Origin of the sequence: Kordia antarctica (assembly GCF_009901525.1) — a bacterium.
In the GTDB taxonomy this organism is placed as follows: domain Bacteria; phylum Bacteroidota; class Bacteroidia; order Flavobacteriales; family Flavobacteriaceae; genus Kordia; species Kordia antarctica.
Map to the genome: position 1 here is coordinate 3,965,559 of NZ_CP019288.1, position 23,807 is coordinate 3,989,365.

Annotated in this window: 25 protein-coding genes and 1 tRNA gene; 4 read left to right on the top strand and 22 right to left on the bottom strand. The window is 32.2% G+C overall.

The annotated features are described in order from the left end of the window. Positions 1 to 111 precede the first annotated feature (111 nt). The 19 genes from IMCC3317_RS16460 to IMCC3317_RS16550 form a co-directional block, all read right to left on the bottom strand. Entirely contained in the window at positions 112 to 537 is a 426-nt protein-coding gene (locus IMCC3317_RS16460; protein WP_174805958.1) for a VOC family protein, read from the bottom strand. Between the two features lie 70 nt (positions 538 to 607). Further along, entirely contained in the window at positions 608 to 1,102 is a 495-nt protein-coding gene (locus IMCC3317_RS16465) for a hypothetical protein (RefSeq protein WP_160130582.1), read from the bottom strand. A gap of 241 nt (positions 1,103 to 1,343) precedes the next feature. Further along, positions 1,344 to 1,730 (bottom strand): VOC family protein, encoded by a 387-nt coding sequence (locus tag IMCC3317_RS16470; protein ID WP_160130583.1) that lies wholly within the window; start codon positions 1,728 to 1,730, stop codon positions 1,344 to 1,346. 18 nt (positions 1,731 to 1,748) lie between these two features. Then, positions 1,749 to 2,264 carry a DUF4199 domain-containing protein gene (locus IMCC3317_RS16475; protein WP_160130584.1) on the bottom strand — a complete coding sequence of 172 codons (516 nt, stop codon included), beginning with the start codon at positions 2,262 to 2,264 and terminating at the stop codon, positions 1,749 to 1,751. A gap of 11 nt (positions 2,265 to 2,275) precedes the next feature. Beyond that, positions 2,276 to 3,220 carry a 2-hydroxyacid dehydrogenase gene (locus IMCC3317_RS16480; protein WP_160130585.1) on the bottom strand — a complete coding sequence of 315 codons (945 nt, stop codon included), beginning with the start codon at positions 3,218 to 3,220 and terminating at the stop codon, positions 2,276 to 2,278. Between the two features lie 5 nt (positions 3,221 to 3,225). Continuing rightward, positions 3,226 to 3,591 carry a cupin domain-containing protein gene (locus tag IMCC3317_RS16485; protein WP_160130586.1) on the bottom strand — a complete coding sequence of 122 codons (366 nt, stop codon included), beginning with the start codon at positions 3,589 to 3,591 and terminating at the stop codon, positions 3,226 to 3,228. A 23-nt stretch (positions 3,592 to 3,614) separates the two neighbouring features. After that, a complete protein-coding gene (locus IMCC3317_RS16490) occupies positions 3,615 to 4,136 on the bottom strand; it encodes a GNAT family N-acetyltransferase (RefSeq protein WP_160130587.1) in 522 nt (173 codons plus the stop codon). Between the two features lie 395 nt (positions 4,137 to 4,531). Next, a complete protein-coding gene (mgtE, locus tag IMCC3317_RS16495; RefSeq protein WP_160130588.1) occupies positions 4,532 to 5,884 on the bottom strand; it encodes a magnesium transporter in 1,353 nt (450 codons plus the stop codon). Further along, a complete protein-coding gene (rsmA, locus tag IMCC3317_RS16500) occupies positions 5,862 to 6,653 on the bottom strand; it encodes a 16S rRNA (adenine(1518)-N(6)/adenine(1519)-N(6))-dimethyltransferase RsmA (protein ID WP_160130589.1) in 792 nt (263 codons plus the stop codon). Before rsmA ends, mgtE begins: the two co-directional genes overlap by 23 nt. Before the next feature lie 9 nt (positions 6,654 to 6,662). Continuing rightward, on the bottom strand, positions 6,663 to 7,103 hold the full coding sequence (locus IMCC3317_RS16505) for a hypothetical protein (protein WP_160130590.1): 441 nt from the start codon (positions 7,101 to 7,103) through the stop codon (positions 6,663 to 6,665). A 6-nt stretch (positions 7,104 to 7,109) separates the two neighbouring features. Continuing rightward, a complete protein-coding gene (locus tag IMCC3317_RS16510; protein WP_160130591.1) occupies positions 7,110 to 7,424 on the bottom strand; it encodes a DUF4286 family protein in 315 nt (104 codons plus the stop codon). Between the two features lie 120 nt (positions 7,425 to 7,544). Further along, positions 7,545 to 8,090, bottom strand: a complete 546-nt coding sequence (locus IMCC3317_RS16515; RefSeq protein ID WP_160130592.1) for a hypothetical protein — start codon at positions 8,088 to 8,090, stop codon at positions 7,545 to 7,547. 72 nt (positions 8,091 to 8,162) lie between these two features. After that, positions 8,163 to 9,947, bottom strand: coding sequence for a tetratricopeptide repeat protein (locus IMCC3317_RS16520; RefSeq protein WP_170293857.1), 1,785 nt, complete (start codon positions 9,945 to 9,947; stop codon positions 8,163 to 8,165). Positions 9,948 to 10,388: 441 nt separating this feature from the next. Further along, positions 10,389 to 11,660, bottom strand: coding sequence for a serine--tRNA ligase (serS, locus tag IMCC3317_RS16525; RefSeq protein ID WP_160130594.1), 1,272 nt, complete (start codon positions 11,658 to 11,660; stop codon positions 10,389 to 10,391). Positions 11,661 to 11,868: 208 nt separating this feature from the next. Further along, on the bottom strand, positions 11,869 to 13,215 hold the full coding sequence (locus IMCC3317_RS16530) for an HTTM domain-containing protein (protein WP_160130595.1): 1,347 nt from the start codon (positions 13,213 to 13,215) through the stop codon (positions 11,869 to 11,871). Further along, positions 13,208 to 14,137, bottom strand: a complete 930-nt coding sequence (locus tag IMCC3317_RS16535) for a bifunctional riboflavin kinase/FAD synthetase (protein WP_160130596.1) — start codon at positions 14,135 to 14,137, stop codon at positions 13,208 to 13,210. The genes IMCC3317_RS16530 and IMCC3317_RS16535 overlap by 8 nt, the downstream gene beginning before the upstream one ends. Positions 14,138 to 14,163: 26 nt before the next feature. Continuing rightward, positions 14,164 to 14,805 carry an aminoacyl-tRNA hydrolase gene (gene pth / locus IMCC3317_RS16540; RefSeq protein ID WP_160130597.1) on the bottom strand — a complete coding sequence of 214 codons (642 nt, stop codon included), beginning with the start codon at positions 14,803 to 14,805 and terminating at the stop codon, positions 14,164 to 14,166. Positions 14,806 to 14,999: 194 nt separating this feature from the next. After that, positions 15,000 to 15,626, bottom strand: a complete 627-nt coding sequence (locus IMCC3317_RS16545; protein WP_160130598.1) for a 50S ribosomal protein L25/general stress protein Ctc — start codon at positions 15,624 to 15,626, stop codon at positions 15,000 to 15,002. 25 nt (positions 15,627 to 15,651) lie between these two features. Next, on the bottom strand, positions 15,652 to 16,593 hold the full coding sequence (locus tag IMCC3317_RS16550) for a ribose-phosphate pyrophosphokinase (protein ID WP_160130599.1): 942 nt from the start codon (positions 16,591 to 16,593) through the stop codon (positions 15,652 to 15,654). Positions 16,594 to 16,737: 144 nt separating this feature from the next. On the opposite strand from IMCC3317_RS16550, the gene IMCC3317_RS16555 reads away from it, so the two are divergent. Next, positions 16,738 to 16,819 (top strand) — tRNA-Leu (locus IMCC3317_RS16555). A gap of 563 nt (positions 16,820 to 17,382) precedes the next feature. Here the strand turns inward: IMCC3317_RS16555 and IMCC3317_RS16560 are convergent. Next, positions 17,383 to 18,255 (bottom strand): hypothetical protein, encoded by an 873-nt coding sequence (locus IMCC3317_RS16560; protein ID WP_160130600.1) that lies wholly within the window; start codon positions 18,253 to 18,255, stop codon positions 17,383 to 17,385. A gap of 36 nt (positions 18,256 to 18,291) precedes the next feature. Here IMCC3317_RS16560 and tnpA point away from each other — a divergent pair, with 36 nt between their 5' ends. Genes tnpA through tnpC form a run of 3 tightly spaced genes read left to right on the top strand, consistent with a single transcriptional unit; the run spans position 18,292 to position 20,520 of the window. Continuing rightward, a complete protein-coding gene (tnpA, locus tag IMCC3317_RS16565) occupies positions 18,292 to 18,642 on the top strand; it encodes an IS66 family insertion sequence element accessory protein TnpA (protein ID WP_160128709.1) in 351 nt (116 codons plus the stop codon). Next, complete coding sequence (gene tnpB / locus IMCC3317_RS16570) at positions 18,630 to 18,983, top strand: IS66 family insertion sequence element accessory protein TnpB (protein WP_228054780.1); 354 nt, start codon at positions 18,630 to 18,632, stop codon at positions 18,981 to 18,983. The genes tnpA and tnpB overlap by 13 nt, the downstream gene beginning before the upstream one ends. 49 nt (positions 18,984 to 19,032) lie before the next feature. Then, positions 19,033 to 20,520, top strand: coding sequence for an IS66 family transposase (tnpC, locus tag IMCC3317_RS16575; protein WP_228054778.1), 1,488 nt, complete (start codon positions 19,033 to 19,035; stop codon positions 20,518 to 20,520). A gap of 185 nt (positions 20,521 to 20,705) precedes the next feature. Here the strand turns inward: tnpC and IMCC3317_RS16580 are convergent, their stop codons facing one another. Both IMCC3317_RS16580 and IMCC3317_RS16585 read right to left on the bottom strand, forming a co-directional pair. Further along, the gene (locus tag IMCC3317_RS16580) at positions 20,706 to 22,049 is read right to left on the bottom strand and encodes a hypothetical protein (RefSeq protein WP_160130601.1); all 1,344 of its coding nucleotides are present in this window, start codon (positions 22,047 to 22,049) and stop codon (positions 20,706 to 20,708) included. Between the two features lie 37 nt (positions 22,050 to 22,086). Further along, on the bottom strand, positions 22,087 to 23,646 hold the full coding sequence (locus IMCC3317_RS16585) for an NACHT domain-containing protein (RefSeq protein WP_160130602.1): 1,560 nt from the start codon (positions 23,644 to 23,646) through the stop codon (positions 22,087 to 22,089). Positions 23,647 to 23,807 lie beyond the last annotated feature (161 nt).

Below are 23,807 nucleotides of genomic sequence, written 5' to 3' on the forward strand. Positions count from 1 at the left end.
TGAATTTTTTATTTAACTTTAGTTAGATATCATTATTATTTAAAATTGCAAGTTGCTACATAACAATTGTGTAGCTGTTTATTTGAGCAACACTTGTATCGTAATTTGAATTTATTCTGGAAGATTCAATTGCCATGAAATACCAAATTTATCTTCACACCATCCGAATTTTTTACCAAAACCGTAATTCTCTGAAGTGTAGTTATCAAGAGGAATCATAATTTTGCCACCATTTGAAGAAAGTTTTTCAAATAAAGTTAGAATCTCATTTTCTGAATCACAATCAACAAATATTGATACTCCTGGTGTAAATGACCAATTATGATTGTAATTACTTTCGGAAACCATGTATTCTGTGCCATTTAAGGTAAATACTCCATATTTGATAAGCGCTGGTGTTCCTCCAGGTTCTCCTTTTTGGTATCTTGTGATGCTTTTAATTTCCGAATTTGGAAAGATAGAAGTGTAGAAATTTATTGCTTCTTCAGCCTTTCCGCATTGCTCACCTACAAATGTTAGAAATGTTGTTGTTTTCATGTTTTTAATTTTAGTTTAAACCTAAAATAGTTGATTTGGTAATTAAGGTATTTATTGAAAGTTGAAGTTATTAATTGTCAATAAAATGTTTAACTATAATTCCAATTATAAAAGCACTAATTGTGATGTACCACCTAAATCTAATATCCCAATTCCCAAGCCTTAAATTATCTTTTGTTAATTCTAGTATCTCTTCCTCTTTGATTCTATTAGACTTTTGGTAATCTGAATTTTCTTTTTGTATTTTAAGATTTTCCAATTCTAAAATTTCTTTTTCTTTCAAGGATTCAGATTCAGAATTTGTTTCAGATTCTAATTTAGTAAAACCTCCGTTTTTTAAAGTAATTTCAGAAAAACCTTTATCCATAACTATAGCATCATATCTAGTAAATTCAAATTTTGGAGTATCAAGATGTGATTCGTCCATTTCTTTCAATAAACACAAAACTTCCTCTATTGATTTTTCGGGGAATAATTCCTCATTTATACTAGTTCCTTTTCTTAAAGAATTTTCTTCTCTAACTATAGCTTTTAATATTAAATCTTTTTCTTCTCCTTTAGTCATTTTTCAGATTGTGATTGGTAATGGTTGTCAAACTTATATAACAAAAATTCCTGTTATTTCTATTATAACCAAATCTATATTAATTCAGTTATCCATAAAATTACAACATTCTTATCTAAAGTAAAAACCATCCAACGCGTTTTATATTTGAAAAACTACTGTCTATCAAATAGTTAGCAATAAGTCTTTATTCTTGATTCTAAAAGCGTAGCGGTCTAACATCTTTTTTCAGACACTTTTTCTACTTAAAAGCTTCATCAATAGGTTCCCAAAGTTCAATTTTATTTCCTTCAGGATCTAAAATCCAGCCGAACTTTCCGTATTCGTATTCTTCAATTTTGCCAACAACAGTAACGCCTTCTTCTTTTAAAACGGCTAGTAATTCTACCAAATTTTCTACTCTGAAATTCATCATGAATTGCTTCTCGCTTGGCTGAAAGTATTTTGTGTCGTTTGGAAACGTACTCCATTGTGTAGAACAGTCTTTTCCTTCTTTATCTTTCCACCAAAAAGTACATCCGTAATCGTCCACAGGCAAACCTAAATGTTTTCCATACCAATTTTTAAGTCCTTTTGGATCTTCTGTTTTAAAGAAGAATCCGCCTAAACCTGTTACTCTATTTTTCATATTTTTCTTTTTTAAGGTTTAATTTTTCTTGTGTAGCATAAATGCTGAAAGTAAGGAAACTATCACGCCAAGTACAAATACCATCATCGTCATTACAAAAAAGACAATGAATGGATTTCCAAAAGCTTCACTTCGTTTGAGTAAAGATAGCTTTTCATAGTTCATTTCTCCAGGAGTTAAATTTGTACGAGCAGCTAAAAGTTTATTCTCATAGGTAAGATATTGTGCTGTATAATCGGGATTAATTTCACTAATGTAGATTGCATCTGTAAGTCCGAAACCAACTGCGGCAAAAATGGAAATAAGCGCACCAATTATAAATGCTGTTTTGAAATCAATTTCGCCATTTAATTCCTCATTTTTATAGTGTTTGATGCCAAAGTAGACATAATATAACGAAAGAAACATTGCTACATATCCTAGAATTGATTGTGTTTGAAACGAGAATCTTTCGCCAGCATAGAATACAATTAAAAAAAGTCCTGATGCCAGTAAAAAACTATACATTCCGTATCTTAACACTGTATTTTTCATGTTTTCAAAGTTTAGAATTTGTGAAAATGGCGCTTTATTTTATCTACAATAGTTTGTGCTAATTTCTCTTTACTTTCTTTTGTCCAACCTGCGACATGCGGCGATAATAACACGTTTTCTGACTGAATTAAATATTTAAAAGCTGCTGGCATTTGATTGTCATTGAATAAGTTTTCAAACGAACTTTTTTCATATTCTAACACATCTAATCCTGCGCCGAGTATTTTTCCAGATTTTAGAGCTTCTACCAAATCTTGCGTGACAACACTTTTTCCGCGTGCTGTATTTAGCAACCAAAACGAGTGTTTAAATTTTTTGATGAATTTCTCATTTATCATATTCAGCGTACGCGAAGTTTGCGGCGTATGTAAACTGAGTACAGTTGCACGTTCTTGCAATTCTGAAAGGGAAACTTGTGTCGCATTTTTGTCGCCTATATTTTCTTTTAAATCATAAAAAATTACATCAACATCAAAACCGCGTAATTTTTTCGCAAATGCTTTTCCCATGTTTCCGTAACCAATAATTCCAACGGTTTGTCCGTCTAACTCAATTCCTCTATTGGCTTCGCGCAACCATTTTCCGTTCCGAACTTCTCGGTCGGCTTTGTTTAGTTTATTAAACAATGATAACAACATGCCAAGTGCGTGTTCGCCAACTGCATTTCGGTTGCCTTCTGGCGCAGAAATTAGTTTGATTCCTTGTTGTTCAGCAAATTCACAATCTATATTTTCTAAACCTGCGCCAACGCGTCCAATGAATTTTAAATTGGTTGCTTTCGCTAGAAAATTGGCATCAATCTGGAATCGGCTGCGAATGATAAATCCGTTGTATTCGTGAATTTTTGCTTCAATTTCTGCTTTGGAAGACGTATAATCTTCATGATTTGTATGTCCTAATTCCGCTAATTGTTCAATTAATAATGAGTGATTTTCATCAAGATGTAAAATGTTCACGTGTATTATATTTTTGGATATTCGGTTTGAGTTTTTTCATGTTGTACTTTGCCTGTATGCGCCGTGGATAGTTTTTCGAATAGTAAAACGTGTACTTCTTCGCCATCTTTCGTTTCAGGACAATGTTCAACACCTTTTGGAACTACAATAATTTCGCCTTCGTTTACCGTGACTGTTTTATCGCGAAATTTCATAAATAAGGTTCCTTTCACGACTTGAAACAATTCGTCTTCATTGTCATGCGAATGCCAGACAAATTCTCCTTGAATTTTTGCAAAAAGAACTTGCATATCGTCTACAACAGCAACTTGATGTGGATGCCATTGTTTGTTTACAAGTTTAAATTTTTCGTTGATGTTGATTGCTTTCATACGTCTAAAATACGAGGAATTTTTTAGAATGTCTTCATCATAATATTAAAGACAAAATCTTCTTTTTCGATACTAAAGCTATGAGAATCGTATTTATGAAAGTTATGTGTTCTATAAAAATTTAGTGTTTTTTCGTTTATATATATTTCTCTGAGCCACACACGATGAATTTGTAGTTGTTGAATTTCTTTAAAAAAGTCAGCTTTCAGTTGTCTGCCGTTACTTTCTATGATATATTCTTTCAGGATACATACTTTTTGTAATTCAGCGGCATTGTTGAAGTTTGTATTAGGAACAGGCGAATTCTTTTTCAGTTTGGCATATCCGACAGGAAGATCGCCAACAAAAGCAATCCAAAATATATTTTCTTCTTTTTCGAGTGAAGTCTTTATTTTTTCTATTGAAAATACGTTGTTTATATACGTCCGTAGTTTTTTTTTGGAATGGAATAAATTTCCATACGCTTCTGAAAAGTTGATTTTAGCCAATAACGAAATAAATTTCGCATCCGCTGTAACTGCTTTTCTGATGGTATGATTTTCCATATATCTGTAAACCTTTGTGTCAATTAGTGTGTTGAATTAGACGCAATTGTAACGTTTGTTTACAGGTAATTCGTATGTAGAGTATGTTTTTTCCAACACATTTAATGCGAGTTAGCTATAAATTTCCTCAAAAATCATTATAATTTATTAAGAAAATATATTTATAATCATCTCATTTTCAAATTATTATTTTCATTTTCTTTGCTCGCACAAAGAAAACAGAAACAAAAGAAAGTGCGCTTTTCCAGAGGTGTTTTTAGCTGAAAAAGCTAAAACCGCATTCATTTTTCTAAATTTTTTCCAAGGCTTCAAAAATTCTTAACGAAAAATGCTTGCTACACTGCGGAAAAGGAATGGATTGCGTAAGAGAACCAATTATATCGAATTGATCTTTTTTATATCCCAATAATAAGTTTTGCGATCATAAAATAGATTAAAATTCCAAAGATATCATTGCTCGTAGTTATAAATGGACCTGTTGCAATTGCAGGATCAATTCCTCTTTTATCTAAAAATAACGGAATAAACGTTCCGATGATTCCAGCAACAATGATAACAATGACTAAAGAAACGGAGATTGCTAAAGCTGCATTTATATCATCTTTCCAAAAATAAACTACAATCAAAAGAATTATTGCTAGTATAATACCATTTAACATGGCTAAAAGCATTTCTTTGATCAATCGGTTTTTAATGCTTCCTTTAATATCGTCATTTGCCAAACCTTGTACAATAATAGCGCTCGATTGTACACCAACATTTCCTGCCATTGCGGCAATTAGTGGTGTGAAGAAGAAAAGAATAGCGTATTTACTAATCATTTCTTCAAATCCTTCCATAATAGCTGCTGCGCCAATTCCTCCAAGTAATCCTAAGAAAAGCCACGGTAAACGTGCGCGCGTGAGTTGCCAAATACTATCATCAGCTTCTACATCTTGTGTAATACCTGCGGCAAGTTGGTAATCTTTTTCAGCTTCTTCTCTAATAACATCTACAATATCATCAATGGTAATACGACCCACCAAACGGTGCATTTCGTCTACAACAGGAATGGCTTCTAAATCGTATTTCGACATAATTTTAGCAACATCTTCCGCTTTCTCGCCAACACTTACATAATCTACTTTCGGAATGTATAACTCCTTGATATGCGTACGTGTAGACGTTGTCAATAAATCTTTCAATGACAATCTTCCTTTTAAAATATCATCATCATCAACTACATAAATTGAATGTACGCGCGATACTTCTTCTGCTTGTTTTCGCATTTCTTTTACGCAAGTAAGTACATTCCAGTTTTCGTTGACTTTGACCAATTCTTTTGCCATTAATCCACCAGCAGTATCTTCATCATAGCGAAGTAATTCTACAATTTCTTTGGCGTGTTCTCTATCTTCTAGTTCAAAAATTACTTCTTGTTTTCGCTCTTCAGGAAGTTCAGAAATGATATCTGCGGCATCATCCGTATCAAGTTCATCAATTTCTTCGGCGATTTCTTTGGCAGAAAGATTCTCCAGTATTTTTTCACGAACATCATCGTCAACTTCCGTAAGAATGTCAGATGTTTTTTCACTATCGAGGAGTTTGATGATGTATGTAGCTTCCTCAAGATTTAGCTCATCAATAATTTCTGCGATATCCGCATAGTGAATCTCTTCTAGGAGTTCTAGAAGTACAGCATCATTTTTTATTTCAATGAGCTTTTCTACTTGCTCGATGAGCTCATCACTGAGTTTGAATGGAATCATTTGCTATCTTGATGGTTAATTCTACAAATCGCTGAACGCTTAATTGTTCAGGTCGCAGTCCAAAGATAGTATCTTCTTTTAAATTATCGGAAAGATTGAATGTTTTTAAACTGTTACGAAGTGTTTTTCTTCGTTGTTGAAACGCCGTTTTTACCACTCTGAAGAATAGTTTTTCATCACACGGAAGTGAATAGTCTTTTTTTCTAGTGAGTCGCATTACGCCAGATTCTACTTTTGGTGGCGGATTGAATACTTCTGGTGGCACCGTAAAAAGGTATTCCGCTTCGTAAAAAACTTGCGTTAATACAGACAATATTCCATACGTTTTGTTTCCGTGTGGCGCGCAAATACGTTGTGCAACTTCTTTTTGAAACATACCGCTAAATTCTGGAACTTGATCGCGAAGTTCCAACGTTTTGAATACGATTTGTGTAGAAATGTTATACGGAAAGTTTCCAATAATGGCAAATTGTTCTTGCTTGAAGGTTTCCGATACATCGTATTTTAGAAAATCTTTTTCAATAATTTTATCTGAAAGCTGTAAATAGTGCGCTCGCAAGTAGGTGACTGATTCTGAGTCAATTTCGCATACAAAAGTTGTTACAGGTTTTTTTAGTAAGTATTTCGTTAAAACACCTGTTCCTGGACCAATTTCTAGGATCTTTTTATAGCCGTTTAACGAAAGCGTATCTGCAATTTTTTCTGCAATTTCTTCATCTTTTAGAAAATGTTGTCCTAAGTGTTTTTTTGCTCTTACTTTATCTTTCATCTACTAAAATTATATCGTTGCAACGCGTTCTTTGATAAATGCTTCTATTTCTTTTTGATCTTTCTTAGAAAACCACGAAAGTTCAAGGTCGTATTGTTTTCCTTCATGAGAGATTACATACGGTTCGCTTCCACCTTTACCAGGATGATATGATTTTAGCTGCGCAAAATCTTTTTTGAAACGATTGGTTCGTAATGTTGTGTGACTTAAAGTTACTGCTGGTTTCCCTCTGAGAAGAATCAATGCTATTGAAGCTAAAGCAATTAATCCAAAAATACCATTAACTACATATTCAATGATGACCATGTTTTTACGCAGTTTAATGCTGATTTCTTGTGCTATTTTGTCAGAGAATTGTGTGATTATGAAAAAGGTAACTCCAATCACAATAATGACTAAAATTGCTTTCATAAAATATAAAGCTTGCGAATAGTATTTTTTCTGTTTCATTATTTTTTACGCTTTAAAATCTTCAATAACTCTTAATTCCGTGCGGAAACCAAGCATTTTATCAGCAAATTTTTTCATGCCTTCTTCGCGCAATTTTGCAGCGTCTTCTGTATAATACGCTTCTAAATGTTCTTTTGATTTTGCAGTGTATTGAACAGCATATGTTGTTCCGCCCATTTCTTCTTCAACTAATACTTGCACAAGTCGTGCTTCCGTAAATTTCCCTGTGGCTAATACTTGCGGAATGTGCGCTTTGATCCATGTTGAAAATTCTTCATGAATACTCTCGTCAATGTTAATAGTAACGTTATAAATGTACATGTAAGTGCTTTCTAAATAGAGTGCAAAATTACGCTTTTATGCTGAATTACACATTATTGAAGAATAGTTTAATTCTTCTAATTTGTTTGAGTTTGAAGTAAATTTAATCGCTCAATTTTTTTAATATTCTTTCTTTTTTTTAATTTTTCCGTTATCATAATAAGTTGTCCAAACCCCTTTTTTCTTTCCGTTAACTCTTTCACCTTCTTTATGTAGATAACAATTCCCCGATTTTCTTAAACATTTGTAAAGTCGGTTGTATCTTTTGAATTTAGTATCCGTTGTAGAGTTAAAAAGCTCAGTTAGACTTTCAGCATCCGAATCGATTTCTGTTGTTACAGATTCTATAGTTTTGTTTCCATTTCGATCAAACCCTTTCCATGACAGTATATTTCCGTATTTATCCAAGTAACTTTCATTAGCTAGTTGACCATTTTTGTAGTATTGAACCTGTCTTCCAGAACCAGTTGAGTATTCCTCGGAATTATATTCATAAGTTATCCAAGACTCAATCCACCGAATATTTCCGTTTTTATAATAAGTTGTATCAGTTTTACAACCGATTTCTTTTAAGTCCTTGACAAATTCTAAAAACCGTTCGGAATGTTGAGAGTTACATATGTTGTAAATTAGGACAAAAAATATGATTGTTAAATTACGTTTCATTAAAGTATTCTATAAATGTATCTATGACATCAATTTCTGTAACTAACCCTATTTTTTTATATAGAATTGGTATTAATTTAAGTTATCACCACGCAATTTCCGATACGCTTTTTGCGCTTCTACGTAATGAATACTGTCTTGATGATTGAAAATGATTTCCTCAAAGAATTGTTTGGCTTTTTCAGGATCGTCAAAGTGATTTAGATATAATTGTGCCATTGCAAAATAGGCATCATCGACTAAAATATCTTCTTTGTAGAATTCGATGATTTTCTTGTAATTGAGGCGTGCTTTGTCAAATTCTGCCCGCTTTTCATACAATTTTGCTTGCATCAATAAAGCTTCATCTTCAATTTTTTCTCCTTTGTGATTTTGCAGAATATCTTCTAAGGTTTCAATCGCTTCAGTTTCTTTAAATTGATACGCTAACAAATCTGCTTTTGCATATTTTTTTAATGCCGTTTGTGTAGAATCTTCTAAAGAATTATCAGAAATAATTAATTTTAACCTTAAAGCGTCATTCGCAATTAATTGAGAAACAGACGATTTCAATACTTTCAGTTGCGTTTCTGCCCATTCAAAATCACCTTTATAATAACTTGTACGCGCTACACGAAAACGCGCTTCCTGACCAATGACATCATTTTTTAAGGCTTTTTGCACTTGCGAAAAGTAAATTAATGCTTGGTTAAATTGTTCTTTATACACCAAAATATCGCCCAATGCTAATTTCACAACTGCTTGCTGACGTATTGTTAGTTTTTGCTCTAATGTTTCTTTGAGATATGTGATTGCATTTTCCGAATTATTTTTCTGAAAAGCTAAAAAATTGGCATAATCGCGTTGTAATAAAACGGTTCGGTAATTGCGTTCGTAATTCGCGAATAATGCATCAAATCGTGCTTGAATTTCATCGTAATTTCCATCTGTAATCGCTTCAATATCTAATTGAATTAAGTTTTGAGATGCGCGAATTTTTGTAGAATCTTGATTCGAGTTTTCAATAATATACGTCAAAATTTCACGCGCCGTTTCTTTTTCACCATCTTCAATACTCATGCTTGCCAAGTCAAAAATGCGTTGCAAAGAAGCGTCGCCATTCATGTAAATTGCTTTTTCTTGAATAAAAGCTCTTTTGTATTGCTTTTGTTGAATGAATAACCAACTTAAGAGTTCATTCCACAACAAATTTGGTTCTTCTTGATTTCTTTTGAGCAATAATTTTCGGAACAGCGTATTGTTTTTCTCTTCTGGATCGTTTCGTAAAAACTGACTGATTATTCGTTGCGCATATCCTTTTTGTTCAACTCTGTCTTTTATAAGATCTAAATAGCTAGAAAACATTTTTTCAATCTCTCCTTTTTCGCCGTAAATTCTAGCAATATTGTTTAAAAAGTTATAGTTAGGATTTTCAATCATTGCATGTTGATATACATTTAATGCATAATCTAACAACGATTTCTTTTCAAATGAACGTCCAATTATATAGGAAGCGGAAGCTTTTTCTTTTGTAAAAGCAACTGCCTTTTCATAGTATTTTTTTGCGTTGACGGAATCTTTTTTTAATTCGTAATTAAAACCAGTTTCCACCAATAAAATAGGATTTGATTTTGGCACTTCAATCGCTTCCAATAATAATTTCTGAGGAGTTTCAAAATCTTCCAATTGCTGATAACTAGCTATCATTGCAATAAAGTAATTTACTTTTCGTGGCGAATTTTTATAGAGTTTTTCAAAAGCAACTATTGCTTTTTTGTATTCTCCTTTTTCGTAATATTGTTGCGCCAAAGCATCTGTTTGTGCAAATGTAGTTCCGTACATTGCCAAGCTGATGATTAAAAATAAAATGTAACGCATAGTGTAGCTTTTGCTCAAAGATAACAATAAAGTGTGTTAATTAAATGATAATGTTAGTAGATAATAGACCGCTAACGCTATTAGAATTGAGACCGCTTTGCTGTTAGATCTATAATGAAACCTATTTGAATTTTTTATTGTCGATTGCGTTAAACGTCAGATCGAGTAAAATTTCAAAGAAATTTTGTATCGAGATCTACTTAGGAATTTAAAACTGCTTCTCGACACAAATTTTCTTCATTTCATTCAAAAAAATAACTCGAAGTTACGTTTAGCATTTTGCACTTTAATTTGGTATTAAATATATGTATATGAGTTTCATTAAAAACAAAAAACACCAACAAAATAGATTGTCAATGCTTTATTTTTTTAATTTGAACCTTGAACCTTGAACCTTGAACCTTGAACCTTGAACCTTGAACCTTGAACCTTGAACACGAACTAAGAGATCATATCAAAACCTGTATATCTGCGTAAAACTTCTGGAATTTCAATACCGTTTTCTGTTTGGTAATTTTCTAAAATTCCCGCTAAAACTCTTGGCAATGCTAATGAACTTCCGTTTAATGTATGCGCCAATTGCTTATTTCCGTCTTTGTCTTTAATTCTTAATTTTAAACGATTTGCCTGAAATGTCTCAAAGTTAGAAACCGAACTAATTTCCAACCAACGATCTTGCGCTGTAGAAAACAATTCAAAATCATGCGTCAATGCCGCTGTAAATCCTAAATCGCCACCGCACAAACGTAAAATTCTATATGGAAGTTTCAATTCATCCAAAATTCCTTTAATATGTGCTTCCATTCCGTCAAAAGCTGTATATGAATTTTCAGGACATTCAATACGAACAATTTCCACTTTGTCAAACTGATGCAAACGATTCAATCCACGAACATGCGCGCCATAACTTCCAGCTTCGCGTCGAAAACATGGTGTGTAGGCTGTGCAACAAATTGGTAAATCTTCTGCTTTTAGCAAATCGCCACGAAACATATTCGTCACCGGAACTTCCGCTGTTGGAATTAAATATAAATCGTCTTCCGTTGCATGATACATTTGCCCTTCTTTATCTGGCAATTGCCCAGTTGCCAGAGCAGAAGCTTCGTTTACCAAATGCGGAACTTGATATTCTGTATAACCTGCATCGACGTTTTTATCCAAGAAATATTGAATCAACGCACGTTGCAAACGCGCACCTTTTCCTTTATACACAGGAAATCCTGCGCCAGTAATTTTATTTCCAAGTTCAAAATCAATAATGTCGTATTTTTTTGCCAATTCCCAATGCGGTTGCGCTTCTGCATGCAATGTTGGAATGTCGCCAGCGCGAAATATTTCTTCATTATCATCTTCGCTATTTCCGCTAGGAACTAACGCATTTGGCACATTTGGAATTGTATATAAAAGTTCTGAAAGGGCATCTTCTTTTTCCTTTAAATCAGTTTTTAAAACTTCTGATTTTGCTTTGAGTTGTGTTCCTTTTTCGCGTAAAATTGCTGCTTTTTTCGGCTGACCACTTTTAAACAATTGCCCAATTTCTTTGGCTAATTTATTAGAGGAAGCTAAAATATTGTCCAACTCAACTTGCAAACTTCTGCGCGTTTCGTCTAGCAAAACTACTTCGTTTACAACTTCAGTAGCATCAAAATTCCGTTTCTTCAAAGCCTCAATAATTTGGGCTTTATTGTCTCTAATAAATTGTAATTGTAACATGTTTTTCTATTTTTGGCGTTCCCTACGGTCAGGCTTTCGGCAGTCGCTTTTTGCAAACTGTCATTCCTGCGAAGGCAGGAATCCATTTTACAAAAGAGCTTCAACAAATGCCTCAATCCTTAACGCACTGATTATTGAAGATGCAAAAATAATCAAATTAAGATAACTGTCGTATTATTTTTGACCTTTCGCGAAAGCGGACTGAAAATTATTTTTTTGAAGTCGATTTTAGATGCTGGTATTTACTTTTAAAAGGCAAAATCCAAGTGTGATGTGAGAAGTGTGACCATTCTTCAGCGGCTAAATCTACTGTCGGATCAAAAAGTTGTTGATACGAATGATTGTTCACTTTGGCGCGACCTTCTGCATAAATACGTACTTCTTTGCCTTCTTTGGCAAATTCTTCTTCAACAAATTGTACAAATTGCCACAACATATCAGGTTTTACAGCAATTCTTTGCGATTGTTTTGGCGTTGTATAGCTTGCTGGATTTACATACGTAGTGACGCCCGAATTTTTATCGACAATTCTGAGTTGTACATATCCTGTTTTTGAGCGTAACATCATGCGCCAACTGAGTCGATGTCCTTCTTCTGTCCATAAAACATCATCTTGAAATGTCCAATGACGCAATGGTAAAAGAATTTGTGAGATAAAATACAGCGCGAATATTGGAATTATGATGTTTCTGTACGGAGACAAAATGACTTCATTTCCTGTATAGATTTCTTTTTTCTTTAGGAAGATGTTTCGAATGGTTTCTGGTTCAAAAAAGAAAATACACAACGCTAATGACAGATACGGAAAGATTCCGATGTGTAATATAAACGAGTTGAATAAGTGAAAAACAACCGCGCAGCAAAAGATAAATACGCGTGTACGTTTCCAAAGCAACAGCGGAATTATCAATAAATCAAACGCAATTCCGACGTACGTCAATACATAGTAAATCCAGTTTTGTTGTAGAAATTCGCCAACAATTGGCAAGTTTCTTCTTCCGCCGATTAAGTTTTTAGGAACTTCTCCCGAAATCCAATCTGGATACATTTTCGCAACAGAAGCATATGTATACACAATAAATAATTGTAGAATAAAAATCCACAGACACCAATTGGGTATGTAATTTTTTTTGATTGCCGGATTTCGTTTCGCATCTACCGAAAGGTAATGATGCGCAGGAACTATCCACATAAAAATGCACAACAATATTAATAAGTAATAGTGATTGTTATACGACGTTTTTTGCATCAAATAAGCGCATGTCCACATGATTGTAAAAATTCCCATGTTCCAACGATATTTGTAGCCAATCATGACGAAAAAACCACAAATTCCCATGAGAGCAAAGTAGAAATACATGCCGTTTCCTGGAAGTGGTTGCAACCATTCAAAACCGATAAATGTAAATGTGAAATCAGGATCGATAAACGTACGTTTTACCCAACCTGTGAGAATGGCACCAAATCCTTCTAAACAAATTAGTAAGCCAAAAAACACTCGAAACAGCACGAGCGATGTATTGTCTACTTGTTTAAAAAGAAATTTGTTAAGCATTGTAATTTTGAATTAAGTCTAACGAAGCGACTTTGTCTTTTTGTAATTGTTCTTGTAGTTTTTCTACCGAATTAAATTTTTGTTCTTCGCGCAGGCGTTTTATTAAATGCACTTGTATTTTTTTATCATATAAATCTTGATCGAAGTCAAAAAAGTGTACTTCTATCGTTTGTTTTTTTCCTGCAACCGTAGGATTCGTGCCAATATTCATCATTCCAAAAACGGTAACAGTATCAATGATACTTTTTACAAAGTATACACCTTGTTTCGGAATGAGTTTGTAGGTTTCTTTGATGTGAATGTTTGCTGTTGGAAAGTTGATTTTTTTGCCTAATCCTTTTCCAGAAACGACAGTTCCAGTCATCATAAATTCGTATCCAAGATATTTGTTTGCAGTAGTAATATAGCCTTCGTTGAGTGCTTTTCTAATTTTTGTAGAACTGATAGCGACATCGTCAATTTCTTTGGCTTTAATTTCTTCTACTTTAAAATCGAACGCTGCACCAAATTCACGTAAATCATTTATGTTTGCTGTTCTGTTTCTTCCAAAACGATGATCGTAGCCAATGATTATTTTTTTTAGATTTAGTTGTTCTATTAGTAAATCGCGAACAAAATCACGCGCTTTTAGACGTGAAAATTCTTTGTTGAAAGGATAAATAATCAACGTATCTAGTTTGGTAGTTTCTAAGAGTTGGATGCGTTCATCGATGGTATTGATGAGTTTTATGGTTGAATCTTGTTGCAAAACCATTCGCGGATGCGGAAAAAATGTCAACAAAGTTGTAGACAAACCGTCTGCTTTTTCGATGAGGTTTTCTATTATCTTTTTATGTCCAAGATGAACACCATCAAAGGTTCCGATGGTTATTGCGGATGGATTTTCGGCTTTGTATGTGTCAAAAAAATCTATGGTATTCACTGTTCGTTGGTTTTTTACAAAGCTATTTATTTTCCGTTAAAGTTGTTCATAGTATTTGAAATTCCTGCGGTTCCAAATGATTTTATGAGTTCGGCACTTTTTTCAAGTCGTTCAGAAAGCTTGTCATTTTCTTCGGTATTCCATTCGCCTAACACATAATTTACTTGTCTTCCTTTGCCAAATTCGGAACTAATTCCAAATCGGAATCTTGGATATTTTGTGGTCATGAGTTGTTCTTGCGTACTTTTTAAGCCATTGTGTCCGCCATCGCTTCCTTTCATTTTTACACGAATGGTTCCAAATTCAAGATTTAGATCGTCCGTAATAATTAATATATTATCGATTGGAATTTTTTCTTTCGTCATCCAATAGCGAATTGCTTTTCCGCTAAGATTCATATACGTGCTAGGTTTTAACAGCATAAATGTTCTTCCTTTGAATTTGTACGTAGCTACATCACCTAGTTTGTCTGTTTGAAACTTGACAGCTTCTTTTTTGGCAAAAAAGTCTAGTATTTTGAAGCCGATATTATGTCGCGTGTTTTCATATTCACTTCCAATGTTTCCTAAACCTACAATGAGAAATTTTTTCATAGGATCTGTTTCTTCTATGTTTCGTGCTATTTTTTCGGGAGATGAACTCCATAATTTTTTTAAAAATTGAAACATTCTTTTTTGTAAAATTTTATGTAAAAATAGAACCTATTAATTCTTATGGCAAGTCTGAGTCGTAAAAATTGACATAAGTTTGAAATTTCAGTAGGATTCGTGCAACTTGCAATTTTCTCAAAATGGAGTTTCACTGAAAATAAAAAAGCATTCCGATGTGGAATGCTTTTTATAGATCAGAAGATCAATTATTTTTATTCTGCTGCAGGAGTAGCAGGAGTAGTACCAGCGGCAACTTTTTCTTCTTTTACAGCATCTTGCGCAGCTTTCATTGCAGCACGCGAGATTCTTACTTGACAAACTACGGTGTTATCCGTATGTAATAATTTGTAGTTTTCATTTGCAAAAGCAGTTACATACAATTTATCTCCAATTTTTAATTCAGAAATGTCTGCTTCAATAAAGTCAGGTAAATTTTTTGGTAATGCTTTAATTCTAAGTTTACGCTTGTTTAAACGTAAAGCTCCACCATTCATAACACCTGGAGATTTTCCTTTGATAGTAACAGGAATACTCATTGTAAGTTCTTTATCTTCAAATGAACGATAAAAATCTACGTGTAAAATTTTGTCACTTACTGGGTGAAATTGAAGGTCTTGCAAAATTGCATTGTGTGTTGTACCGTCTTCTAATGCAATCACAACTGTGTGCGCATTTGGAGTATACACTAATTTAGAAAATGATAATTCTTCTGCTGAAAAGTGTAATGGTTTGTCTCCTCCGTATAATACGCAAGGAACCTTTCCAGCATTACGTAAGGCTTTTGTTGATACTTTGCCCACGCTTTCTCTTTGAGATCCGTTAATTGTAATTGATTTCATTCTTTTAATTTATATTAATATTTAATTACATTAAAAATTTTGAGCTGATAGAAGTGTTGTTTTGTACTCTTTGCATCACATCTGCAAATAAATGCGCACAACTTACTACTTTTATCTTGCTTGATTTTTGGCGTAAAGGAATAGAATCGGTTACGATTAACTCTTCTAATGGTGAGTTTTCTATTCGTTCATACGCTTGTCCTGATAGAATTGGGTGTGTACATATTGCACGTACAGATAAAGCACCTTTTTCCATCATTACTTCTGCGGCCTTTGTTAATGTTCCAGCAGTGTCTACCATATCATCCACTAAGACTACATTTTTTCCTGTTACATCACCAATGAGTTCCATGTGTGAAATTACGTTGGCTTTTTTTCGTTGTTTGTAACAGATAACAACGTCGCATTCTAAAAATTTAGAATATGCATATGCTCTTTTAGATCCTCCCATGTCTGGAGAAGCAATCATTAGATTATCTAAGTTCAGTTTTCTTAGGTAAGGTAAAAACACGGTAGAAGCAAATAAGTGATCTACTGGTTTTTCAAAGAAACCTTGAATTTGATCCGCATGTAAATCCATCGTAATGATGCGTGTTGCTCCTGCTACTTCTAGCATTTTGGCTATTAGTTTTGCGCCTATTGGAACTCTTGGTTTGTCTTTACGATCTTGTCTTGCCCAACCGAAGTAAGGAAGTACTGCTGTAATATGACGCGCTGAGGCTCTTTTGGCAGCATCAAGCATGAGAAGCATTTGCATTAGATGATCTGAGTTTGGAAACGTAGATCCTATGATAAATACTCTTGCGCCACGAACCGACTCTTCAAAGGAAGGTTGGAATTCACCATCACTATATGTTGAGAATGTTACTTTTCCTAAATCTGTTCCGTAGTGTTTTGCAATCTTTTCTGCAAGCTCTTCACTCTGCGTACAGGCGAAAATCTTTGGTTCGGGGACAGTATAGTTCATTTAATATTCTGTTTAGTAGTTACTTAATTGTTATGTTGCGCTAAATGAGGTGCAAATTTAGAAATTTATTACAACTCTAAAAGCTTTTATTTCTTTTTTTAACCGAGAATTGAAAATATTTTCTAAATTTGCACTCCTTAAATAGCTCGAGTGGCGGAATTGGTAGACGCGCTGGATTCAAAATCCAGTTCTTTCGGGAGTGTGGGTTCGATTCCCATCTCGAGTACAGCAACGAAAAGCCGAAGTTTTATACTTCGGCTTTTTTATTTGGGTAAAACATAGGTAAAACAATTCTTTGTTTACTAAAATCTATAAATTGAACTATTATTTAGGCTTTTGATTTGGGTTTAACTGTTTTTCTCTATTTTCCTTGATTTTTGTCATGGGTTTTATTTGTACCGTCCGTTCCCTTATTAGGATTCTTAATTTCTGCTTGGTGATCTCCTTTTTTCTTTCTCATGATGTTTGTTTTATATATAAACAATAACAGGCTTCTGTTTTAATAATCTTTACGGCTTTCCGTAATTGATGCAAAGTTTGAATAATAAAGACACACACGTAATATTATTTCTAAGGTGTTTTTTGTTCGTAAAATCATTCATTTAATTTACATATATGAATTCCTTAATGAACTTTTAAGGGTAAAATTTGCCGCCTTCTCTATAAATACTAAAGCATTTTGAAGTAACTATTCTTTGCTCCCCTGAATTCAAAAAAAACTATTCCGATGAGATAAATTTTATATCGATAAATTAAGAAAAAAGCAGTGCTGTAAACTTCTAAAATGAATCACTGACCTAAATTTTTATGGAGTTCTTTATTTTCTTGTAGAAGATTATCAAATTTTTCTGGGTTAAATTCTTCTTTGTTTATAAGTCTTTGATTGATTAAGTCTATTAGTTCTTTATAAAATAAATCCCCTAAAACAGGTTTGAATTTATTAACTTCTTTCATTTCAATACCATAATACTTGTTTTTAGTAAATTCAATTAAATTATCAAGAATTATAGTTTTTGCTCCAACTTCTTTATTTATTTTCTCATAAATATTAATTTCTATTAAAAACTCTTTCAAAACAGGATTGTAAAAATAGAAAAGGATATAGGTCAATAAATAAAATACAGGAGTCAAGTCGTGTACTTCATAATAACAAAGTTTTAATACTTTCTTATCTAACAAAATTTTCTCTATTAAACTCAAGATTTTATGCTTGAGATCTATATTTTCAACCCATTTAAGAATAAGTAAAATTTGAGAGATAAACTCTAAAAGTTCACCTTTAATTTGATCAGTTCTTATTTTAGAAAAGTTTTTTTTATTTTCAAACAAATCTAAAAAAACGACTATTAGCCTAGTATGATTTGATTCAAATAAAAACAATTCGTGATTTTTTAAAAAAGGTAACACAATGTTTATGTCCCAATTATTTTTTTCGAAGTGATCTCTGAAAAGATCCCAATATGTGTCTTCATAAAAAATAAAGTCAGCAGCTATAGTTTTTAAAATAATTCCATTATTAACATTATAAATTGCAGATAAATTATTTTTAAAAATCTGATCTAAGATAAATTTTTTATTATAATTTTTTTCAGAAATATTTATGATGTCTGTCAGTTGATTAATAATTTTTTTAAAAGTTTGTAAGCCTTCGGTAAACTGCATATTGCAGAGAATCTTTGAGTGGATTATTTTAGTCAGATGAAAAACTCCAAGAAACAAGAGCGTATGTTTGCCTTGATAGAAATGATGTACTTAGAAGATATCGATCAGAAATATTTTTGTGAGCGTGAAGATATCAAGCTGGCTACTTTAAAATATTGGCTGAAACACTATCATCTTGAAAAGAAATTAGATCAAGCGGAAATTCATCCTAGAGAAGAACCATCTTGGAGTAAATTTATTCCTATTGAAGTTGATATGCCCATGACTACTTCTGATTCATCAATTAAAATTGAATATCCAAACGGTGTTCGTCTACATTTAGATACCTGTTTATTAAATCAAAAGACTCTTTGCTCATTAACTCAACTTATATCATGTTTGGACTAGGAATTTCACACCGTTATCATTTATATAGTCACCCCACCGATATGCGTAAGAGTTTTGATGGTCTAGCAGGTATTATCCAAAAAGAACTCAACGGCTCTGCTCTGGATGGAACTGCATATATATTTATCAACAAATCACGTGATAAAGTAAAAATATTACATTGGGAAGATGGTGGTTTTGTGTTGTATTATAAACGCTTGGAATCTGGTCGCTTTGAGTTGCCTGTATATGATGCTTCTGTGATGGGTATTACTCTTAGTTATTCGCAATTGGTGTTACTTATCGATGGTATTTCAATCTCTCATATTCGTAGAAAAAAGCGATATCAAATACCTGCATAAATTGTTGTAAAACATTGTTTTTTCTAAGGAGTATTTGTATTTTTAACATGTGAAAACATCCTTATCTACAGTGGTTATCGATCAAGATTATGTTCAGATTCCTAAATCAGAATATGAACAGTTACTCTCTAACTATCAAAATTTAGAATTACAGTTATCTGAGTTAAAACGCCTTATTTTTGGTAGTAAAAGCGAACGATTTGTTCCTAACACAGATGCACTTCAATTAGGACTATTTACAGAAGAAACTTCTGAGCAGACAGCGGTAGTACAACAGCAGATTAGTTACAATCGGTCAAAAACAAAAAAGCATCCTATTCGTTTACCATTAGCTTCGCATTTACCAAGAGTTGAAGAAATAGTAGAACCTGTGCATATTGCTCAAGGTAGTATTAAAATAGGTGAAGAAATTACAGAAGTATTGGAGTATACGCCTTCTAGGGTCTATGTTCGTAAAATTATTCGTCCAAAATATGCATTACCAAATGATGCAGGAATCGTTATTGCTTCACTTCCTAGCATGATCTTGCCAAAATCCAATGTTGGAGCTGGATTATTAGCCCATATTTGTGTCAGCAAGTTCGTGGATCATCTTCCTTTTTATCGTCAGATACAAATTTTAAAAAGAGAAGACGTTGTTGTAGCAATGTCATCAATGACAGGTTGGTTTTCTAAAGGAGTAACACAATTGGAGGTATTATATGAAGTCCTACAAAAAGTAGTATTACAAAGTCAGTACCTCCAAGGGGACGAGTCGCCGATCAAAGTTCAAGACAATCATAAAAACGGAAGCTTGCATACAGGATATCATTGGGTATTCCATGCACCAGTGGAACGATTAGTATTATTTAAGTACGATCCTAGCAGGTCAGCAAAAGTTCCAAAAGATTTTTTACAACAGTTTAGCGGAACATTGCAAACTGATGGATATAGAGCATACCAAAATCTAAGTACCAAACATCCGATAAAGCTCTTGGCTTGCATGGCACATGCCAGGCGCTATTTTGAAAAAGCACTTGATAATGATAACGCAAGAGCCAGCCATGCTATGGGGCAAATCCAAAAACTATATGCCATAGAGCGAAAAATAAAAGAGCGTACTACAAATACACAGACCATAAAACGCTATAGAGAGTTATGTGCGAAGCCTATTTTAGAAAAGCTTCATACTTGGATGCAACAAGAGTACAGTAAAGTATTGCCTAAAAGCGCTATTGGAAAGGCTTTTGCGTATAGTTTAAACTTGTGGGATAAGCTAAGCGCTTACACACAAGATGGAAAGTATCTGATTGATAACAACCTAATAGAAAATGCAATTAGACCACTGGCACTCGGGCGCAAAAATTATCTCTTCGCGGGATCTCACAAGGCTGCACAACATGCAGCTATCATGTATTCTTTCTTTGCTACTTGTAAAATCAATGATGTAAATCCGTATCTGTGGCTACATGATGTCTTTAAAAGATTACCTGAGCATAAAGCCAATAAATTAGAAGAATTACTACCACAAAATTGGAAAAATCCAGCAGTAGTTTAAATTGTTAAAGAAATACCATTTTCTTAGCAGAATCTCTCCAATACTAAGAATAGCTTAAAATCAGACACCTATCTAAGAACTAGAAATACTAAGCTTGCTAACTATCAGTGTAATACGGTTTTTCATAACTCCTTTTATGTAAAATACAGTCTTACAAAATCATCCTGAAATATGCAATACGGGTTTTACCGAGTGCTTACAAAAGTTTCACTTTTTTTATTTTCTTTCACTAAAAGATCAAAATTATCATTAATCAATAGTTTAAATAATTTGAAGATACTCTCTCTGAAAAATAAATAATTATATCTAATGTTGGGAGCAGATTTAAGTATAATGATTAGCTTGTTAATTAACTTGTTATCAGATGTTTTAAAAACATCTTCGAAAATTAGATTTACATAGTTGTTAAATGTTGTTTCATTGTTCATCGATGAAAAAATAAATGCATCAAACTCTTCAGAGATACTAAAAAGAAAATTATATGCTTCAACAGTATTTATTTTAGCTAAGGATATAATAATAACATCTATAAGATGACCTATAAAGAAGTCATTTATATATGAATAACTGTTAGGGGTGAAAAGGTAGTTGGTGAAAAATTCAAAAAAATCATGAAACACTTTTTTCTCTCTTGAAGAAAAAGTTTTTTCATGGTTAATGAATACATATAGATTTTCTGCAAGTTTGAGTATTTCTTCAAAATAAGCTTCTTGAGTGTCTTCTAATTTGATTATATTTTTTATTTGGAAATTTTTTAGTGATTCATACTGTTGTTCTAATTCCACCAGGCTCCAAACAGAAATAATTCTTGAAATTATATTTTTCAATATAGAAAAATGAGTATTCTCGTCATTATAGATAGCTAAAATTTCAGCCCTATACAATGCTAATTCTTTATCAGAAAAAGATGTTAAATCACTAAACAGACTAGCTAAAGTGTTTCTTCCCCAAGTTTCTTTTTCATTCAATGTGTAATATATTGAAATTTGATTTTGATCTTCGGTATTAATATCTTCTTCTATAGCTATGGCTTGATTACTTAATTCGCTAACTTGATCTTTAAGTGTTGTCAAAACAGGTATAAGAATATTAAGAATATCTTTTTGACCGTAGTTTGATGCAATTTCTATTAAATTAGATAGATAATAGAAATTTTCGTGTTTCATTATTTTCTTATTCAATATACTTGCTACTCTAGGTAACTCTTCATTTATGGAATTTACAAACTCCTTTTGAAAATGATATGATGATTTATAAATGATTTTTTCTATTGATTCATAGATAGTCGTACTCCAAAAATTATCAAAATAAGCTTTTTTATAAAATATAATCATCAAGTTAATATTTTGACGATTCATGATTTTAGAAATGATATCATGATCACATTCTGCTAATAGCATATAATAGGCAAGACCATAATATTGTTGATCTTTTTCTGAATATATTTTATATAGAGATTCTAAAGTGTTTATTAGTGTTTCAGAATATTGATTTCTACTATTTAAATCATGTTTATTACTAGATAGCATTCCTATTAGCATTAAACATAAATTCCAAAAAAAAGAATCAGATACTAAAAAAACAATTGACTCTGAATTTATTTTTTAAATATCGTGCTGCTAAAAACTCCTGAAAAGTGATAGTGTTAAAACTGAACTGCCATTGAAATCCAAAACTATTTAATTCTCTTTGGCTTCCTAATCCAATTGCAGATAATTTTTCTACTGTACTTTCAAACGGATCTTCAAAATCACCCAAATATTTAAGTTTTTTATGAATTTGCATGTTATATGCAAACTCTTCTATGCTATGTTTTATTTTGTTCCGTCCAATACTTTTCTTTTTTATAGCATAAGATAAAACCCAGCTATACACTTTTTCTTGTAAGTCATATATAGATTTAATAGATGATAAATCTTTTTTAATGTTTTTACTAGTTAAGTAAATTAAAGACATAAATGAAAGCATCAAAGGTGTACTGGCATAATCTTTTAAGACTCTATTTTGTTCTACTAATTTTAGGAAATTTTTCTTTTTTCTTTTACTTTTAAGAATATTATCTAAATAATATTCTATACCTGAACTATTAAACCCATCTATTTGGATGGAAATATCGTGATTTAAATCATGATTAATTAGACCATAAGGGCGTGATAAAATTATATAGTTATGACGTTTTATTCTTGATATAAGTAATATTTGATTCTCAAAAGTTAACTCATCAAATCCATCTAAAATTAATTGAAAATTTTCAAGGGCATTCAATGAAAATAATTTACTATCTATAGCACTGAAGTATTGTCTATTTATAAAACTTACTAAGTAACTTTCTTCCTCAAAATTTAAATATCTTAATTGTATATATATTATAATTCTTTCGCTTTTTGAATTTTTATATTCCTTAGCCCATTTATAACATAGATTTTTTGCATAAGTAGATTTTCCAACTCCTGGGTTTCCAATAATTAAAACTTTATTATTAAAAATAATATTTTTAGCCACATAATCTTTTGCAAGATTACTTTTGTAAAAGCTGTTTTTGTTTTTATTAATTTTAGAATAAGAGTATTCTTTTTCTAGTTTTAATAAGCTATCCTGATTGCATATATCTTTATAAGAAGTGTACGAGAGTTGAATATAATAATCTTCCATTGATAGTATTCCTAATTTACTATCCAAATCTCCATTAATTTTGATAGTGGTAAATTCAGAATCAGTTAAGTAGAACTCTTTTATTTTTTCTCTAAATAGATTATTAGTAATAAATGGGGCTTTAAGGTTTTTTTGAATTTTTTTTAGTTCTTGTCCCAATTGTATATCAAACTCTAATAGTATTTTTGTTAAAGGGAAAATGCCATGTCTACTCGGACTTGTTTCTAGATTTAAAAATCCTATTATAGGTTTAAAATCATCAGCTTTACAAACACGTATTACTTGATTAATCGTTTTAACATCTTGAGAATAATAGTTGATTATTTTTTTTTGGTGAGCTTCATTACATTCTGAACTACCTAAAAAGTCTTTAAGACAATTCATGATTTGCCCTTTATGCAAATCTTTAAAATATACTAATACCCCTTTTTCTTTCGCTTTTCGATAGACATTAATAATTGGATTTTGATTCATCTTATAAACGTGTTTTTTAAAATTTCAGATAAAAAAAGAACAATCAGGGCTTTTTAGGACTTTACAGGGCATAATGTTTAATTATCTGTTACTCATGTACATATTTGTCTTGTATTTCAAGAGGGAAATACTCCTCGTACAAGGACGCATTGTTTAACTAG

What these genes read in the sequence shown, in the direction of transcription:
- IMCC3317_RS16520 (WP_170293857.1), bottom strand. Translation starts at nt 9,947, where the DNA reads ATGCGTTACATTTTATTTTTAATCATCAGCTTGGCAATGTACGGAACT.
- mgtE (WP_160130588.1), bottom strand. Translation starts at nt 5,884, where the DNA reads ATGATTCCATTCAAACTCAGTGATGAGCTCATCGAGCAAGTAGAAAAG.
- IMCC3317_RS16530 (WP_160130595.1), bottom strand. Translation starts at nt 13,215, where the DNA reads ATGCTTAACAAATTTCTTTTTAAACAAGTAGACAATACATCGCTCGTG.
- IMCC3317_RS16545 (WP_160130598.1), bottom strand. Translation starts at nt 15,626, where the DNA reads ATGAAATCAATTACAATTAACGGATCTCAAAGAGAAAGCGTGGGCAAA.
- IMCC3317_RS16510 (WP_160130591.1), bottom strand. Translation starts at nt 7,424, where the DNA reads ATGTACATTTATAACGTTACTATTAACATTGACGAGAGTATTCATGAA.
- IMCC3317_RS16485 (WP_160130586.1), bottom strand. Translation starts at nt 3,591, where the DNA reads ATGAAAGCAATCAACATCAACGAAAAATTTAAACTTGTAAACAAACAA.
- IMCC3317_RS16505 (WP_160130590.1), bottom strand. Translation starts at nt 7,103, where the DNA reads ATGAAACAGAAAAAATACTATTCGCAAGCTTTATATTTTATGAAAGCA.
- IMCC3317_RS16475 (WP_160130584.1), bottom strand. Translation starts at nt 2,264, where the DNA reads ATGAAAAATACAGTGTTAAGATACGGAATGTATAGTTTTTTACTGGCA.
- IMCC3317_RS16550 (WP_160130599.1), bottom strand. Translation starts at nt 16,593, where the DNA reads ATGAACTATACTGTCCCCGAACCAAAGATTTTCGCCTGTACGCAGAGT.
- IMCC3317_RS16465 (WP_160130582.1), bottom strand. Translation starts at nt 1,102, where the DNA reads ATGACTAAAGGAGAAGAAAAAGATTTAATATTAAAAGCTATAGTTAGA.
- pth (WP_160130597.1), bottom strand. Translation starts at nt 14,805, where the DNA reads ATGTTTCAATTTTTAAAAAAATTATGGAGTTCATCTCCCGAAAAAATA.
- IMCC3317_RS16460 (WP_174805958.1), bottom strand. Translation starts at nt 537, where the DNA reads ATGAAAACAACAACATTTCTAACATTTGTAGGTGAGCAATGCGGAAAG.
- IMCC3317_RS16585 (WP_160130602.1), bottom strand. Translation starts at nt 23,646, where the DNA reads ATGAATCAAAATCCAATTATTAATGTCTATCGAAAAGCGAAAGAAAAA.
- tnpA (WP_160128709.1), top strand. Translation starts at nt 18,292, where the DNA reads ATGAAAAACTCCAAGAAACAAGAGCGTATGTTTGCCTTGATAGAAATG.
- IMCC3317_RS16560 (WP_160130600.1), bottom strand. Translation starts at nt 18,255, where the DNA reads ATGCAGTTTACCGAAGGCTTACAAACTTTTAAAAAAATTATTAATCAA.
- IMCC3317_RS16470 (WP_160130583.1), bottom strand. Translation starts at nt 1,730, where the DNA reads ATGAAAAATAGAGTAACAGGTTTAGGCGGATTCTTCTTTAAAACAGAA.
- IMCC3317_RS16490 (WP_160130587.1), bottom strand. Translation starts at nt 4,136, where the DNA reads ATGGAAAATCATACCATCAGAAAAGCAGTTACAGCGGATGCGAAATTT.
- rsmA (WP_160130589.1), bottom strand. Translation starts at nt 6,653, where the DNA reads ATGAAAGATAAAGTAAGAGCAAAAAAACACTTAGGACAACATTTTCTA.
- serS (WP_160130594.1), bottom strand. Translation starts at nt 11,660, where the DNA reads ATGTTACAATTACAATTTATTAGAGACAATAAAGCCCAAATTATTGAG.
- tnpB (WP_228054780.1), top strand. Translation starts at nt 18,630, where the DNA reads ATGTTTGGACTAGGAATTTCACACCGTTATCATTTATATAGTCACCCC.
- IMCC3317_RS16515 (WP_160130592.1), bottom strand. Translation starts at nt 8,090, where the DNA reads ATGAAACGTAATTTAACAATCATATTTTTTGTCCTAATTTACAACATA.
- IMCC3317_RS16580 (WP_160130601.1), bottom strand. Translation starts at nt 22,049, where the DNA reads ATGCTATCTAGTAATAAACATGATTTAAATAGTAGAAATCAATATTCT.